At 69.2% G+C, this 15,549-nt stretch carries 15 protein-coding genes and 1 pseudogene; 9 read left to right on the top strand and 7 right to left on the bottom strand.

Going from position 1 to position 15,549, the window contains the following annotated elements:
• The 7 genes from priA to K2Z83_RS13840 all read left to right on the top strand — a co-directional run.
• Positions 1 to 2,032: primosomal protein N' (gene priA, locus K2Z83_RS13810; protein WP_255603913.1), on the top strand; the 2,032-nt coding region annotated here is incomplete at its 5' end.
• Positions 2,033 to 2,344: 312 nt separating this feature from the next.
• Positions 2,345 to 2,875: a hypothetical protein gene (locus K2Z83_RS13815; protein ID WP_220595769.1), complete on the top strand. Its 531-nt coding sequence runs from the start codon at positions 2,345 to 2,347 to the stop codon at positions 2,873 to 2,875.
• Entirely contained in the window at positions 2,872 to 4,047 is a 1,176-nt protein-coding gene (locus K2Z83_RS13820; RefSeq protein ID WP_220595770.1) for a class I SAM-dependent methyltransferase, read from the top strand. Before K2Z83_RS13815 ends, K2Z83_RS13820 begins: the two co-directional genes overlap by 4 nt.
• Before the next feature lie 15 nt (positions 4,048 to 4,062).
• Positions 4,063 to 6,384, top strand: coding sequence for a SpoIIE family protein phosphatase (locus K2Z83_RS13825; RefSeq protein WP_220595771.1), 2,322 nt, complete (start codon positions 4,063 to 4,065; stop codon positions 6,382 to 6,384).
• A gap of 155 nt (positions 6,385 to 6,539) precedes the next feature.
• Positions 6,540 to 7,118: a hypothetical protein gene (locus tag K2Z83_RS13830; protein ID WP_220595772.1), complete on the top strand. Its 579-nt coding sequence runs from the start codon at positions 6,540 to 6,542 to the stop codon at positions 7,116 to 7,118.
• A gap of 1 nt (position 7,119) precedes the next feature.
• Positions 7,120 to 7,476: a hypothetical protein gene (locus tag K2Z83_RS13835; protein ID WP_220595773.1), complete on the top strand. Its 357-nt coding sequence runs from the start codon at positions 7,120 to 7,122 to the stop codon at positions 7,474 to 7,476.
• Entirely contained in the window at positions 7,473 to 8,468 is a 996-nt protein-coding gene (locus tag K2Z83_RS13840) for an adenylate/guanylate cyclase domain-containing protein (protein WP_220595774.1), read from the top strand. The genes K2Z83_RS13835 and K2Z83_RS13840 overlap by 4 nt, the downstream gene beginning before the upstream one ends.
• 110 nt (positions 8,469 to 8,578) lie before the next feature.
• Here K2Z83_RS13840 and K2Z83_RS13845 read toward each other — a convergent pair whose 3' ends face one another.
• Together K2Z83_RS13845 and K2Z83_RS29055 are read right to left on the bottom strand one after the other, a co-directional pair.
• Positions 8,579 to 9,385: an alpha/beta hydrolase gene (locus K2Z83_RS13845; RefSeq protein WP_255603930.1), complete on the bottom strand. Its 807-nt coding sequence runs from the start codon at positions 9,383 to 9,385 to the stop codon at positions 8,579 to 8,581.
• Positions 9,270 to 9,944 (bottom strand): P1 family peptidase, encoded by a 675-nt coding sequence (locus K2Z83_RS29055; protein ID WP_255603915.1) that lies wholly within the window; start codon positions 9,942 to 9,944, stop codon positions 9,270 to 9,272. The genes K2Z83_RS13845 and K2Z83_RS29055 overlap by 116 nt, the downstream gene beginning before the upstream one ends.
• A 321-nt stretch (positions 9,945 to 10,265) precedes the next feature.
• On the opposite strand from K2Z83_RS29055, the gene K2Z83_RS13850 reads away from it, so the two are divergent.
• Together K2Z83_RS13850 and K2Z83_RS13855 are read left to right on the top strand one after the other, a co-directional pair.
• The gene (locus K2Z83_RS13850; protein WP_220595776.1) at positions 10,266 to 10,553 is read left to right on the top strand and encodes a hypothetical protein; all 288 of its coding nucleotides are present in this window, start codon (positions 10,266 to 10,268) and stop codon (positions 10,551 to 10,553) included.
• A gap of 45 nt (positions 10,554 to 10,598) precedes the next feature.
• A complete protein-coding gene (locus K2Z83_RS13855; RefSeq protein ID WP_220595777.1) occupies positions 10,599 to 11,828 on the top strand; it encodes a DUF362 domain-containing protein in 1,230 nt (409 codons plus the stop codon).
• Here K2Z83_RS13855 and K2Z83_RS13860 read toward each other — a convergent pair.
• The 5 genes and pseudogenes from K2Z83_RS13860 to K2Z83_RS13875 all read right to left on the bottom strand — a co-directional run bounded on the left by K2Z83_RS13860 (position 11,825) and on the right by K2Z83_RS13875 (position 15,491).
• On the bottom strand, positions 11,825 to 13,984 hold the full coding sequence (locus tag K2Z83_RS13860; protein WP_220595778.1) for a protein kinase: 2,160 nt from the start codon (positions 13,982 to 13,984) through the stop codon (positions 11,825 to 11,827). The two genes, K2Z83_RS13855 and K2Z83_RS13860, sit on opposite strands and share 4 nt — an antisense overlap.
• A gap of 52 nt (positions 13,985 to 14,036) precedes the next feature.
• Positions 14,037 to 14,189: pseudogene (locus K2Z83_RS13865) on the bottom strand (uridine kinase); the annotation flags it as partial.
• A gap of 63 nt (positions 14,190 to 14,252) precedes the next feature.
• Positions 14,253 to 14,387, bottom strand: coding sequence for a hypothetical protein (locus K2Z83_RS29060; RefSeq protein WP_255603916.1), 135 nt, complete (start codon positions 14,385 to 14,387; stop codon positions 14,253 to 14,255).
• 9 nt (positions 14,388 to 14,396) lie between these two features.
• A complete protein-coding gene (locus K2Z83_RS13870; RefSeq protein ID WP_220595779.1) occupies positions 14,397 to 15,095 on the bottom strand; it encodes a zinc metallopeptidase in 699 nt (232 codons plus the stop codon).
• A gap of 177 nt (positions 15,096 to 15,272) precedes the next feature.
• Entirely contained in the window at positions 15,273 to 15,491 is a 219-nt protein-coding gene (locus K2Z83_RS13875; protein WP_220595780.1) for a YtxH domain-containing protein, read from the bottom strand.
• Positions 15,492 to 15,549 lie beyond the last annotated feature (58 nt).

Consider the following 15,549-nt stretch of genomic DNA (forward strand, 5'->3'; position numbering starts at 1 on the left):
CGCGCCTAAGCAGGCCGCCGTGCTGCGCTGGATGGCCGGGCGGCAGGGGACAGGGGACAGGGGACAGGGGACAGGGGACAGGGGACAGGGGGCAGGCGAGGAAGATGGCACAGAGCCGGAGGTGTTTGACGGGCGCTGGACGGCATGGCCGGTGGCCGAGGTCTACGCGGCCACCGGGGCCAGCTCGACCCTGCTGCGCGAGCTGGAGCGCCGCGAGCTGCTGGCCCTGGAGACCCGCGAGGTGCGCCGCGACCCGCTGGCCGGCGATGGGGTGCCTCCCGATGTGCCGCCCCCGCTGACCCCGGCGCAGCGCGCGGCCTACGAGGCGATTGTGGCTTCGCTAGAAGTGACATCCCAGAAGGGTGAAGCAGCGGGGGCGAAGCCCCCGCTGCTTCACCCCTACTTACTCCACGGCGTCACCGGCAGCGGGAAGACCGAGGTCTACCTGCGGGCGATCGCGCGGGCGATGCGGCTGGGCCGGCAGGCGCTGGTGATGGTGCCCGAGATCGCGCTGACCGCCCAGCTGGTGCGCCGCTTCGCCGCCCGCTTCCCCGGCAAGCTGGCGGTGCTGCACAGCGGCCTCGGCCTCGGCGAGCGCTACGACGAGTGGCGCCGGCTGCGCCGGGGCGAGGCCCGTCTGGCGATCGGCTCGCGCTCCTCGGTCTTCGCGCCGCTGCCCGAGCTGGGCCTGATCGTCGTGGACGAGGAGCACGAGCTGACCTACAAGCACGACGCCGGCCCGCGCTACCACGCCCGCGACGCGGCGCTGCGCCTGGCCGAGCTCACCGGCAGCGTAATCATCCTCGGCAGCGCCACGCCCAGCGTCGAGAGCTACCAGGCCGCCCGCGAGGGCCGCTACCGCCTGCTGGAGATGGCCGAGCGGGTCGGCGGCGGCCTCGGCGCCGACGGCCTGCACCGCTCGGAGCCGCTGCCCCTGCCGCCGGTGCGCCTGGTCGATATGCGCCACGAGCTACGCTCAGGCAACCGCTCGATCTTCTCGCGCCCGCTCCAGCAGGCCCTCGACGAGACCCTGGAGCGGAAAGAGCAGGCCATCCTCTTCCTCAACCGGCGCGGCGCCGCCTCCTTCGTCATGTGCCGCGACTGCGGCCACGTCATCGGCTGCCCGGCCTGCTCCAACCCGCTCACCCTGCACTATGATGATAAGCCAGATATCCGCCCGCCCGGAAATTCAACATTCAACATTCAACATTCAACATTGCTTGTCTGCCACTCCTGCGGCCACCGCGCCATCGTGCCCGCCGTCTGCCCGCAGTGCCTCAGCCCGCGGATCAAGGACTTCGGGGTGGGCACGCAGCGCGTGGCCGAGGATGTGCAGAAGATGTTCCCCCAGGCCCGCGTGCTGCGCTGGGACCGCGACAGCGTGCGCGGCAAGGGCGCCCACAGCCGCATGCTCGACGCCTTCCTGGGCGGCAAGGCCGACGTGCTGGTGGGCACCCAGATGATCGCCAAGGGCCTCGACCTGCCCATGGTCTCGCTGGTGGGCGTGGTGGCCGCCGACACCGGCCTGCACCTGCCGGACTTCCGCAGCGGCGAGCGGGCCTTCCAGCTGCTGACCCAGGTGGCCGGCCGGGCCGGCCGGCGCAGCGCGGGCGCGCAGGTGATCATCCAGACCTACAACCCCGAGCACTACGCGCTCCAGGCCGCGCAGGAGCACGACTTCCGCTCCTTCTTCGCCCAGGAGATCGCCTACCGGCGCGAGCTTGGCTACCCGCCCTTCGGCCGCCTGGTGCGCTTCCTGTACGCCTCGGGCAGCGAGGCCACCTGCCAGCGCGAGGCCGAGGCCCTGGCCGTCAGGGTCCACGACCTGATCGATGCCCGCCGCCTGGAGGGCTGGGGGCTGGTCGGGCCGGCCCCGGCCTTCTTCCTGCGCGCCCGCGGGCGCTGGCGCTGGCACCTCATCCTGCGCGTCCCCGCGCCCCAGGCCGATGCGCGCAGCATCAGCAGATTCCTCGACGCCCTGAGCCCGCTCTACGGCTGGACGGTCGATGTGGACCCCGTCCACGTGCTGTAGGGCGGCGCCCGAGACATCGCGCGGCACGCCTGAAACCCCGCGCTCGCTCGTTAATAGTCGTGTGCCCCCGAGCGTGTATCATGAGCTGCCGGACGATCTGGGCACACGCAAGCGCTGGGGGCAAGGCTTCCCGCACGAGTGACCGCATCGCCTCGCAGAAGCCTCGCGCCGGCTCTCGCTATCCCACACACCTCGCCCGACCAATCACCTCGATGCGCCCGCCGGGCGCCGCCGCACATGTGGCGACGTGTCGCCGCTGGCACCTCGTGCAGCCGTGATCCGGCTGCGCTACTACCAGGAGGGATGCAGGCCATGGACATTGGGGAGTTTGCCCTCCCGGCAGCTGATCCGCTCTTTATGATCGACCTCTCGGTCCAGGCTGAGGATCTCCAGGCCAACTGGGGCCGCTGCAACATGCTCGCAAACTACCTCGCCGAGTATGTCGCCTACCAGTTCAGCGAGCGCGAGTGGGCCGAGAACCTGATCTCCACCGTCACCAACGAGTTTCTGGAGGCGGTCGCCCAGACCGCGCCGCCGGGGACGGCCCTGGCGCTGAGCTGCCGGCAGTACGATGGCCTCATCCTGCTCGACCTGGCCCACGCCCTGCGCCCCGACGTCGTCGTCCTCTACATGACCTTCCTGTCCAGCCTGTACGGCTCGACGATCGACAGCCTGTACTTCGCCCACCTCACCGCCGCCGAGCGCCCGACCCCGGCCTTCAACCAGCTGGGCATCCTCATGCTGGTTCACGACTTCCATGTCCGCGTCGCGGCGCGGCTTGAGCCGCCCACCGGGCAGATCGCCGTCAGGATCAGCATCCCAACCCAAGAGATCACGCCATGAAGCATGTCGGCCCCACCTATCGCCTCAGCTACGACGCGCTCGACCAGCAGATCAGCTTCGAGGGCACCCTGCGGATCACCGACGCCGATGACGCCGCCGCCGTCCTGGCCTATCTGATCGCCATCCACGGCCAGATCCAGGGCACCCTGCGCCTGAGCTTCCGCAGGCTGCGCTACATCAACGCCGAGGGGATGCGCGCGCTGTCGCAGTTTGTCGCCTTCGCCCGCGACCGCGCCACGGTCAACCTGAAGATCATCGCCTCGGGCGTGCTCGCCTGGAGCGTGCGCTTCCTGCCGAACCTGCGCGCCCTCTGGGACGGGGTCGAGTTCATCGTCCACGACGATGGCTTCTATGGCAGCCAGGCGATCATCGAGGACCTGGACTTCGTGCCGCTGCTGCGCAACCAGACGCGCATCCTCTGGCCGCAGGAGCGGGCGGTGATCCAGCGGCACGGCCTCGCCCGCGGCATGCGCGTGGCCGACATCTGCTGCGGCTGCGGCGACGTGCCCCTGCTGGCCATGCGCGAGCTGGGGCCGAGCTTCATCCTCGGCGTCGATCACTCGGAGGCCGCCGTCGAGTACGCCCGCGGCCTGCAGGCCGAGTTCCAGGTGCGTAACGCCGAGTTTCAGCGCGGCGATGCGACCGCCCTGCTGCTAGAGGACAACAGCTTCGACTTTGTGAGCTGCCGGCTCAGCCTGCAGATCTTCTCGCAGCCCGAGCAGATCGTGCGCGAGCTGGTCCGGATCACCCGGCCGGGCGGGCGGATCTACATCACCGGCGAGGACTACGACTTGATCCTCGGCCACCCCGAGCAGGAGCCCATCCGCGCCACCTATCAGGCCGCCGCGTCCTATGGCGCGGCGATGGGGATGGATCTGCGGAACGGCCGCCGGCTCAGCGGCCTGCTGGCCGACTCGCGCCTGGAGGATATCCGGGCCGACCATATTGTGGCCGACACCGTCAACACCGAGCGCGAGGCCTTCGCGGCGGTGATCGAGAGCTGGCGCGACTTTTCGGCCTTCACCATCGGCAGCCGCCTCGACCTCAGCGAGCCCGACCGCGCGACGCTTCTCGCGGGCTACGACGCCCACCTGCGCAGCATCCGCTGGCCCCAGGGCTACGCCTCGTGGACGGTCATCGCCTGCTCGGGCCGCAAGCCCGCCAACCCGTAAAGCCGCTCTATGCGTATGTTTACCGCACCTCGCACCTTCTTCGGCCAGAGCTTTCAGCGCAAGCTGCTGCTCTTTGTGCTCTCGGCCGTGGTGATCACCACGGTGCTGCAGTTCCTCTACCTGATCAACAACTTCCGCACGATCACCGACTTCGCCCTGCAGCAGAACACCGCCGGGATGGAGCGCACGGTCGAGGAGTTCCTCGCCAACTACGCCCAGGAGAAGGCCGCCTCGTCGGGCCTGCAGATCCGCGCCGCCCACGACAACCTCAGCGCCCTCGGGCGGACGGCCCAGCAGCTGGTCGACAGCGGCGTGCTGACCGGCGCGGCCGCCGGCCTGCCCGACCTCGCCATCCTCCAGACGCCGCTTGAGCCGCGCAACGGGGCGCTGACCAGCCCGGCCGACGCCACCTACGACACGTTCATCCCGCCGCCCCTGGTCGACGACCCGCGCGCCCGCAGCATCCTGGAGTCCTCGGCGCTGCTGAACCTGAGCATGCAGGCAACCTTCGCCAGCAACCAGAACAATAAGTTTATCTACTTCGTCGGCGATGAGGCAGACCCGGTCACGCGGGCCTACCCGAACATCGATCTAGCGACGGCGCTGGGCGACAGCGCCAGCCTGCACTTCTGGGACGACTTCTTCCCCGGCACGGTGGCCGGCTGGACGCGCTACTTCCGCGACCCGGCGCTGCGCGCGCAGGTCGGCGACGACCCGCTCACCATCGTCGGCCCCTACGATGACGCGGCCGGCCAGGGCATCGTGCTCACCATGTTCTACCCGCTCTGGGACGCGCGTGAGGACCGCTTCGCCGGGGCGGTGGGCGCCGACATCAAGCTCGACTCGGTCATCGAGAACATCCTCTCGTTTAAGGTCGCCCGCAGCGGCTTCGCCTTTCTGATGAACGGCAAGGGCGAGGTTGTGGCCATGCCCGAGACGGGCTTCCAGCTCTTCGGCATCGACCTACAGGCGGTGGAGCAGGGCAGCCTGACCTTCTACCACGGCGATCTGGCCAGCTCCAGCCGCCCCGCCGTGCAGCAGATGGCGGCGGCCATCCGGGCCAACCAGGAGGGCCTGCTGAAGATCGATCTGGCCGGCGAGGGCGAGGCCCCGCGCCGCGAGCTGATCTCCTACGCCAGCCTAGACCCCGTCTCGGACAGCGACTACGCCGCCGACCGCTGGAAGATCGTGATCGCCGTGCCTGAGGCCGAGGTGTTCGAGGTGCTGACCAGCACCGACAGCGCGGTGAACGCCGAGCGCTCCCGGATCAGCCTGCTCTCACTAGTGATCGTGCTCGGCTCGCTGCTGCTGGTCGCGCTGATCTCCGTCCGCTTCTCACGCGCGTCCACCCGCGACCTGCGCGCGCTCGCCGGGGCCGCCGAGGGCATCTCGGCGAAGCGCTACGATGTCGACCTGAGCCTGAAGAGCAGGGACGAGATCGGACAGCTCGGCCGGGCCTTCACCGCGATGAGCCGCGAGATCCGCGACTACACCGTCAACCTAGAGGCCAAGGTCGCCGCGCGCACCGCCGATCTGAAGCGGGCCAGCGATGAGATCAGCCGGCTCAACGATCAGCTGCGCGGCGAGAACCTGCGCCTCGGCGCCGAGCTCGATGTGGCCCGCCGCCTGCAGATGATGGTTCTGCCCCCCGAGCTTGAGACCAACGCCGTGCGCGACCTGGACATCGGCTGCTTCATGCGCCCCGCCGACGAGGTGGGTGGCGACTACTACGATGTGCTCCAGGTCGGCGACGCCGTCTATATGGGGATCGGCGACGTGACCGGCCACGGCCTGCCGGCGGGCATCATCATGCTCATGGCCCAGACCGCCTTCCTGACGCTCGCGCAGAGCGGCGAGCGCGACATGGAGCGGATCATGAATGTGCTGAACAGCGTGCTCTACCACAATATCGTGCGCATCCAGGAAGACAAGAATATGACCCTGGCGGTGCTACAATATCGCCAGCACGAGATCGTGATTGTCGGCCAGCACGAGTCGGTGCTGGTCTGCCGCACGGGCGGCGAGATCGAGGTGATCGACACCGCCGACCTCGGCCTGCCGCTGGGCCTGGAGCAGGAGATCAACGAGTTCGTGGCCCTCCAGCGGCTGCGGCTTAACCCCGGCGACGTGATGCTGCTCTACACCGATGGCGTCACCGAGGCCGAGAACGGCGCGCGCCAGCAGTTCGGCATCCCGAGCCTGGTCAAGAGCCTGCGCGACAGCCACACCCTGCCGGCCGGCGAGATCGTCGATCGGGTGATGGCCGACCTCTACGCCTTTATCGGCGAGACGCAGATCTATGATGATATCTCGCTGCTTGTGGTGAAGCAGCGCTAGGCGATATGGAGGGCTGCCCGCCCAAAAACCCGTATTGTTTTGGCGGATACGCCAGCGAAGCTGACGTATCTCACCAAAACAAGGAAGAGAGGTTGGGGGCCGAAGGCCCCCAACCCCCGGCTCGGGAGCCTAATCGCATCTATCAGGAGGCCCCTGTGAGCACAGCGACCGAGACACTAGGCGCGTGGGAGGATCTGGCCGGCGCGGCCGCCCTGAGCCACCAGCGGATGGATCTGGATGCGGCGCAGCTGGAGCAGTACTGGCGGCGCTGCAGCCTGAGCGCCGACTTCTGGTCGCGCTACACCGCGCTGTTTGTGCCGGGCGATGCCCCGCGCGGGCGGCTGAGCCAGAACAACCTCGCCCACGTGCTCTCGTACCTGCTCAACGAGCTGTTCGAGAACTGCGCCAAGTTTAGCGACGGCCCGATCCGCACGGTGCGCTACGAGTGCGTGGTGCGCCCCGACGATCTGGTCTTCACCCTGACCAACCACATCGCGCCGGAGCGACAGCCGGGATTCGCCCGCTTCGTCGGCGAGCTGCTCTCCGCAGACCTTGAGGCGCTCTACATTCAGCGGCTGGAGGAGAGCGTCGAGAGCGGCGCGGGCGGCTCAGGCCTGGGCTACCTGACCCTGATGAAAGATTATGGGATCCGCTTCGGGTTCGGCTTCGCCCCCGCCGCAGAGGGCAGCGTCGCTGTCACCGTGCAGGCCCACGTCCAGCTTGAGGAGCACTAAGATGACCACTGATCAGATTCGCGGCGACGAGTATCAGGTCGAGTACGATAGCGGCAGCAGCACGGTGCGATTCCAGGGCACCGTGCGCCTGCAGACCACCGACGACTATGCGCCGGTCAACGAGCTGCTGCTGCGCGCCCACGACGCGGCGGCGGGCGGGCAGCTCAGCCTCGACTTCCGCCAGCTCCAGTTTCTCAACAGCTCGGGGATCAGCATGGTCAGCAAGTTTGTGATCGGCGCGCGCAAGCGCGACCAGGTGCGGCTGACGGTGCTGGGCAACCGCGACATCTACTGGCAGCAGAAGTCGCTGGGCAACCTGCAGAAGCTCTGGCCCAACGTGCAGATTGAGATCCTATGAGCGACACACCTAGCGGCAGCCCCCCCCGCCGCCGCAAGGGGAGCGTCGCCGCGCTCCAGCAGCGCATCAGCGAACTCGAGATGGATCTGAGCGATCTGCAGATCCTCTATGAGACGACGATGGAGCACGGGACGTCGCTGGAGAACGAGCTGATGCTTCAGAACCGGCGCATGGAGGAGCTGCGCGACAAGATGCGCAAGTACCTCTCGCCCCAGCTCTACGAGACGCTGCTGGGGAGCACGTCGGCCCCCGACACCCGCAGCCACAGCCGCGTCCGGCTCACGATCTACTTCTCGGACGTGGTGGGCTTCTCCGACCTCACCGACAGCATCGAGCCCGAGCTGCTCTCCGACGTGCTCAACAGCTACCTGACGCGCATGACCGAGATCGCCCTGGCCCACGGGGGCACGGTCGACAAGTTTATCGGCGACGCGATCATGGTCTTCTTTGGCGCGCCCGCGTTCATCGACGACGCCGAGCACGCCCGGCGCTGCGTGCGCATGGCCCTGGAGATGCGCGCCGAGCTCTTCCGGCTGCGCGAGGGCTGGCGGCTCAAGGGGATCACCCGGCCGCTGCGGGTGCGGGCGGGGATCAACACCGGCTTCTGCACGGTGGGCAACTTCGGCAGCGAGCACCGCATGGACTACACGATCATCGGCGGGCAGGTGAACCTGGCCTCGCGGCTCCAGTCGAACGCGGAGCCCGACAGCATCTACCTGGCCAGCAGCACCTATAGCCTGGTGGAGGATCTGGTCGAGGCCCGCCACATCGGGCCGCTGCAGGTCAAGGGGATCGCCGCCCCGGTGGACTCCTGGGAGCTGCTCGGCCTGCGCGGGGCGGCGGCGGAGCGCTCGCCCTATGTGGCGGTCGAGGGCGGGCACCTGCACCTGGGCGATCTCCAGATCGACCTGGCGGCGATCAGCGATCAGGAGCGCGCCGCGCTCCACACGTCTCTGGCCCGCGCCCTCGCCCAGCTGGGCGGCCAAGGGTGATCCGGGCGCGCCCATGCCCGCGCCCGCCGGCGGGGGAGGCTTTTGTATGGGGCTTTGGCTGCCTCGCCGCCAAAGCCCCATACACACCGGGCCTGTGCCCCGCAGCAGCATCATTTGAGATGGGCGTCGAGGAAGCCGATCAGCGCCTGCATATTCGCGTCAGACAAGAACTCGGCCCCACCGTGGCCCGCGCCCTCGATGAAGTTCAGCGTGACCATATCGGCGCCGATGGCGGGGACAAGCGCGTCGTAGAGCAGCTGGCCCTGCTGCGGGGGCACGTTGCAGTCGGCGGTGCCGTGCTGGATGAGGAAGGGCGGCGACGTGGCGCTCACATAGGTGATCGCGTTGACCATCTTGGCCTTGTCGGGCACGGTCTGGATGGCCGCGCCGAGCAGCTGCGACTCGGGCGAGTCGGCGGCGTCGTGGGTCTGCGGGCAGCTGGTGCCGGCGAACTGCTGGTCCATCTGGAGGAAGTCGATCGGGCCAAACCAGTCGACGACAGCCTGCACGCAGCTGGACTGGTCGGCGTTGCCGAGGTCGGCGCCCTCAAGCTCGGCCACACCGCATGAGGTGCCGAGCAGGGCGGCGAGGCTGCCGCCGGCCGAGCCGCCCCATGCCGCGATGTGGGCCGGGTCGAGCGCATATGTGGCGGCGCTGGCGCGCAGGAAGCGCACGGCGGCCTTGAGATCCTGGATCTGGGCGGGGGCCAGCGCCTCGCCGCTCAGGCGGTAGTTGGTGGCGGCCACGGCGTAGCCGGCGGCGAGCAGCTGGTCGACGCCTGATGTGCCCATCGGGTCGGCCTTATCGCCCATCATGAAGCCGCCGCCGTGAATGCTGACCACCACCGGGAATGGGCCGGCGCCCTCGGGGATGTAGAGGTCGAGCTTCTGCGCGGCGGACAGGCTCGCGTAGGCCAGATCCTTGTGGGCCGGTGTGGCCTGGGCGGCCGGGATCATCGCCGGCATGACCCCGGCGGGGCCGGTGGGGATGGCGGGCGGCGATCGCCGCCAGGACGTGCTCCGGCGTCACGGCGCGGCGGCGGATATCGTTGAGCATCGCGTCGTTGCACTCGCCGACCACCGGGTTGACCGAGCGCACCGCCGCGTTGCCGGGCTGGCCGAGCGTGTAGCTGATCAGGGCGTCGGCGGCGCGCGGGACGGCCAGGGTGTTCGTCAGCACGATCGGTGTCTCCAGCTCGCCGAGCTCGGCCAGCTGGGTGGCCCCGGCCAGCTTGCCGAAGCCGTTGCCGACGGCCAGCCCGGCGGGGACCCGCGACTGGAAGAGGTTCTCGCCGTGGGGCAGGATGGCCGTCACGCCGGTGCGGATATCATCGCCCTCGACCAGGCTCAGGTGGCCGACGCGCGCCCCGGCCACGTCGGTGATCGCGTTCAGCGGCCCGGGCCGCAGCACGCCGGGCCGCACCCCGAGCTCGCGCAGGCGGGCGCGCGGCCCGGCGGGGCCATCGCTCTGGCTCATCGTCGTCGCCCTCCTGATTCAGATCAGCGCCCGCGCCGCGCGCGGCGTCCGGCCAGGCTAAATATGATACCATGTGCAGGCCGACACGGCTTGTGGCAGCTTGACCGTTTGTTGTCGGGCGGCCCTCACCCCCAGCCCCTCTCCCGTGGCCTGCGGCCACAGGCGAGGGGAGTCCATCTGTGGCGAACCCGTCATCGTGCACGTGCTCCGGCTCCCCCCTCGCCTGTTCGCGCAGCGAACGGGAGAGGGGGGCTGGGGGGGTGAGGGCCATGACGGAACGGTACCGATCCTCATTAGGCAGCGCAAGTTAAGGATATTCAGATGAGCATACTCCTCGGGCCCGTCATTATCTTCTTCATCATCCTGGTGCTGCTGCTCGGGGTGAGCGTCGGCGTCGCCTTCCTGCTCCACTGGCTGCTCCCGGCGGTCGGGCTGGACATGGCGCTGCTCGTCGCCCTCATCGCCGTCGTCCAGTCCGCCCTGATCCTCGGGCGGCTGATGAGCATCCTGCCGCCACCCGGCGGCGAGGAGTTCGACGAGCCCGAGCCGCCGATCGTCATCCTCGACCGGGAGATCGCCATGCCGCGCCGGCGTCGGAAGCGGCCATAGGGCGCGCCAGCGCTGGCGCGCACACACGATTGAAGGGGAGCCACTGTGACAACGCCCTCCTGCCAGGTACGCACCGTCCACTGCGACCACCGCGCGGACGACGAGGCCGTCTACCAGGCGCTGCGCCGCGCCACCGACCCGCTTGAGCGTGCATGGTCGCGGCTGGCCCGGGCCAGGCGCATCGCCGTCAAGTTCAACCAGGACAAGGCCAGCCAGAGGGTGGTCATGCTGGCCGGCCAGCGCCAGCAGCTGGTGAGCGACAGCGTCATGCGGGCCACGCTGCGCCTGCTGCGCGAGCGCACCTCGGCCGAGATCATCTGCGTGGACGTCAGCTTCTACTGCATGTACAACGGCGAGACGCTGGAGAACACCTGCAACGTCGCCCCGCTGCTGCGCGAGTTCGCGGTGCCCTATGTGGACGGCACGCGGCCGCCCTACCGGCTCGCCCACGTCCCCGGCGGCGGCCTGATGTTCGACCGCTACACCATGATGGAGGCGCTGCTCGACGCGGACGAGGTCGTCTCGGTGGCGACGATCAAGAACCACGCCTTCATGGGCGTGACCGGCTGCCTCAAAAATCTCTTTGGCCTGATGCCCGGCGAGCCGCACGGCCACCCGCGCACCTACTACCACCACCTGGTGCGCATGCCCGGCATGCTCGCCGACATCGGCCGCATGCTCGACCCGGCGCTGAACATCGTGGACGCGCTGGTGGGCCAGGCCGGACAGGAGTGGAGCGCCGCCGGCCCGCCGGAGGGCCGGATCGTCGACGCGCTGATCGCCGGCGACCAGGTGATCGCCACCGACGCGGCCATGATGCAGCTGATGGGCCACGACCCGCAGGCCGACTGGATGACGCCGCCCTTCCACCGCGACCGCAACCCGCTGCTGGTGGCCGCCGAGGGCGGCTTCGGCACCGTGGACCTGGGCGCGGTCGACTACGCCTCGGAGGTCGCGCCGCAGCCGCCGGGCGCCTTCTTCGCGATCATGACCGACCCGCCGGAGGTGACCCACAGCTGGCGGCGCACGATGTGCGAGCAGGCGCTCTTCTACCGCGACAACCCGCAGCGCTTCACGCGCTACGCCGGCGAGTACATCCTGCTCCAGGACGGCGAGGTGCGCTGGCACAGCCCGGGCGGCACGATCACCGTCAGCCGGCGCGAGCTGGCCGGCGGCCACCCCGACCGCGCGCTCTTCTACAAGTATGTGGACCCGGAGGAGGCCGAGGGCGAGCGCTACGAGGTCTACGAGCGCGCGCTGGCCGCCATGCGCTAGGTGAGGGTGTGGGAGAGCTCCGCTCTCCCATAAAAAAACTGATGGTGCTGCGGCGGCGCGACCGCGATCTTCAGGATGCGCGGCTTGTTCGTGCTCACATAGAGGCTGTTCTCGCGGTCGAAGGTCAGGTCGAAGGCCACACCGGGCACGGCGATCTCACCGCTCGGGCTGCCGTCGGGCGCGAAGACCGAGACCCCGCCGGGGAAGCCGGTCACATAGACCCGGCCCTGGCCGTCGGAGGCGATCGACGAGAAGGCCCACACCGAGGGCACGCTGAACTTATCGCGGAACGTGCCCTCTAGGCTAAACACATAGACCAGCTTCTCGTCGCCGTTGAGCAGGTAGACCGTGCCCAGCCCATCGGCGGCGAGGGATGTCGGCCGCCCGTCGGAGTCGGCGATCGAGAGGATGTCGCTGATCCGCCGCAGCTCCTTGCCGCGCGTATCGATCTGGACGAGGTCGCCGCTGGCCCAGGGGATGCCCAGCAGCGTGCCGTCGCCGAGCAGGACCATGGCCTCGAAGCCGTCGCCGTTGCCGTCGGTGATCGCGCGCACCAGCGCGCCGGTCGCCCCATCGAAGACGCTGATCTGGGAGTTCTGCGCGACGTAGACCAGCCCCTCGCGGTCGGCGGCCATCGCCATGACGGGCCGGTCGTCCTCCAGCTTCCAGCTGCGCTCGAACGTTCCCTCGGCGCTGAAGCGCTGCACCCGGCCGGTGCTATAGTCCGCCACATAGATCGCGCCGTCGGGGCCGACCGCGATGCTGCGCGAGTCGCTCAGGAAGCCGTCGCCGGTGCCCTCCTCGCCGAACTCCAGCAGGGTGGTGCCGAGCGAGTCGCCGGGCTGCTGCTGGCCGGGGATCTGCCCCAGGGCGATCGCCACCTGAGTCTGCGCCTCGCTCACGGCGGTGGCCGCATCGTCGGGCAGGCCGACGGTGGGCGCGGCGACGGCCGTCTGCGCCAGATCGGTCGGGTCGAACTCGACGATTGGCGATAGGGCGGGCGGCGCGGACGGCATGAGCGCGATCGCCGTCGCGAGCTCAGGCGGCGGGCCGTCGATACCGCGCCGGGTGTTGAGCGCATTCGTCACCATAAACACCGCCCCGCCGATGACGATGACCACCAGCAGGGCCACGCCAATGATCAGCAGCGGGATGATCGGGCTCGGCCGGGTGATCTGGGGCGGCTGCGTGGGCGGGGGGCCGGGCACAAAGGGCGGCGGCGCGGCGGGGCGCGGGCTCGCCTGCTGGGTCGGCGCCTGCTGGGCGACGGTGCTCATCCCGGCGGTGGATGCGCCGGCCGAGCCGGTGCGCACGGCGGTGGCCAGCTCGGCGCGGGCGGCGGCGGCGCCCGCCGGGCGGTCGGCGGGGTTCAGCGCCATACAGCGGGCGATCAGCTGGGCGACGGCGGCGGGCACCTGCGGGTTGATCTGGTCGAGCGGGGCCAGCGGGTCGGGCCGGCCCTGGAGCGCCGCCGCCGCCCGGTCGAGGGCGTTGGCCGGCGCCTGGTTCGACAGCAGCGCGTAGAGCGTCGCCCCCAGGCTGTAGAGGTCGCTGCGCGGGTCGGTGCCGCTGGCCTGGATCTGCTCGATCGGCGCGTACTGCGGGGTGTATCCGTAGAGGCTGGGCGCGCCGGCCACCGTCGCGCCGGCGCTGCTGAGGCCGCCCTTGGCCAGGCCGAAGTCGAGCAGCACGATCTCGCCGCGCGGGGTGAGCTTGAGGTTCTGCGGCTTAATATCGCGGTGGACGATCGGCGGGCTCTGGGTGTGCAGGTAGTCGAGGGCGTCGAGCAGCGTGTCGGCCCAGGCCAGCACCTCGCCGAAGGAGAAGGGCGCGCTGCGCTGGGCCATCAGGGTGCCGAAGTCGGTGCCGGGGATGAACTGCATCACCAGGAAGTGGCTGTCGCCGTGGGCGAAGTAGTCGCTCACCACCGGCAGCGCGGCGTGGCGCAGCGAGGAGAGCAGGCGGGCCTCGCGGGCGAAGGCGTCGTCGAGCTCCGCGCCGCGCACCAGCGTCTGCTTGAGGGCGACGGTGTTGCCCAGGCGCGTGTCGACCGCCTCGTAGACGGCGCCCATGCCGCCCCGGCCGATCTGTCGCGCCACCCGGTAGCGGTCGTGGATGAGCGTGTCGGGCTCCAGTGAGCCGGTGGGTGTTGTCATAGTGTTGAGTGTTGAGTGCTGAGCGTTGAGTGTTGAGTGCTGCACTCAGCACTCAACACTCAACACTCAACACTGCCTCGATCCGGGCGACCAGCATGTCAATGGCGATCGTGTTGCGGCCGCCCTCGGGGATGATCAGGTCGGCGTAGCGCTTGCTCGGCTCGACAAACTCCAGGTGCATGGGGCGCACCGTGGTGAGGTACTGGGCTGCTAACCGATATTTTTGTTGGGTGTGGGCGGCTTGCCGCCCACACCCAACAAAAGCATCCTAGCCGATCAGCTTGGGCTCCTCGGGCTCGCCGAGGATCTTGTTGGTGATGTAGGTGGCGAGCCAGGTGGCCAGCAGGCCGAGGGCCAGGTTGAGCGCGCCCTGGATCAGGCGGCGGCGAAAATCTTCCTCCATAGCGGTCCGTTACCTCCGTCGTGAAAGGATACTAATAAAGTAGAGCAGCTGGGCGATCGCCTGGGCCGCGGCGGCCACGTAGGTCAGGGCGGCGGCGTTGAGCACCGCGTTGACGCCCTGGGCCTCCTCGACCGTCACCAGGCCGTTGCGCATGAGCATCTCCCTGGCCCGCGCGCTGGCGTTGAACTCGACCGGCAGCGTCACCAGGGTGAAGGCGACGGCGGCGCTGAACAGCACCACGCCGATCATGGCCACAGTATACCCGAGGCTGCCGCCGGCGAATGAGCTGAGGATCAGGCCGCCGAAGAAGAGCAGGCTGCCCAGCTGCGAGCCGATATTGGCGACGCCGACGATGCCCGAGCGGGCGCGCAGCCAGACGTAACCCTCCTTGTCCTGGCTGGCGTGCCCCAGCTCGTGGGCCACGATCGCCATCGCGGCGACCGAGGGCTGGGCCGAGCCCTCGGAGAGCCGCATCACCTTGCCCTGCGGGTCGTAGTGGTCGGTCAGCATCCCGCCGATCCGCTCGACCTGGACGTACTCAAGCCCCTCGCTGCGCATCAGCACGCGGGCGACATCGACCCCGCTCATGCGCTGGGCGCTCGGCACGCGCGACCACTTCTCGAAAGATGACTTCACCCGCCACTGGGCCCACATGGCGAAGGCCATGGCCGGCAGGGCGAAGAGAAAGTAGACTGGGCTAAAGAACATGGCGGCCTCCCGATTGCAGATTGTAGATTGCAGATTGCAGATTTCCGCAGCATCTACAGCCCCATAACGAGTATACATCACACCGCCGCCAGGGGGCGTTAGAGCGGCGTTAGACATCAGGGGCGCCAGAGCGTAGAGCGCGGGCGCCCTGCAATCTGCAATCTGCAATCTGCAATCCTACAGGGGCGAGCGGCGGCTGCGCAGCATCTCCTCGGCGCGATCCTTCAGCTCAAGGCCGCGCTCGCGCAGCAGCTCGCGGGTGGCGGCGCCGCTGCGCGGGGCGAGCAGGGCCGCCGCCGCCGCGCCGGCCAGGGCGCCGAGCAGCATGCCAGAGAGCATCGACTGATCGCGCCGGCCCGGGATGATCTCAGCGATCGCCTGATCGATATCGCTCACTGCGGGGTCCTTTCATCATATAAGGGTGGCGCCTGGAGTATAGCATGTCGGGGGCCGT

Origin of the sequence: Oscillochloris sp. ZM17-4, from assembly GCF_019599295.1 — a bacterium.
Lineage (GTDB): Bacteria > Chloroflexota > Chloroflexia > Chloroflexales > Chloroflexaceae > Oscillochloris.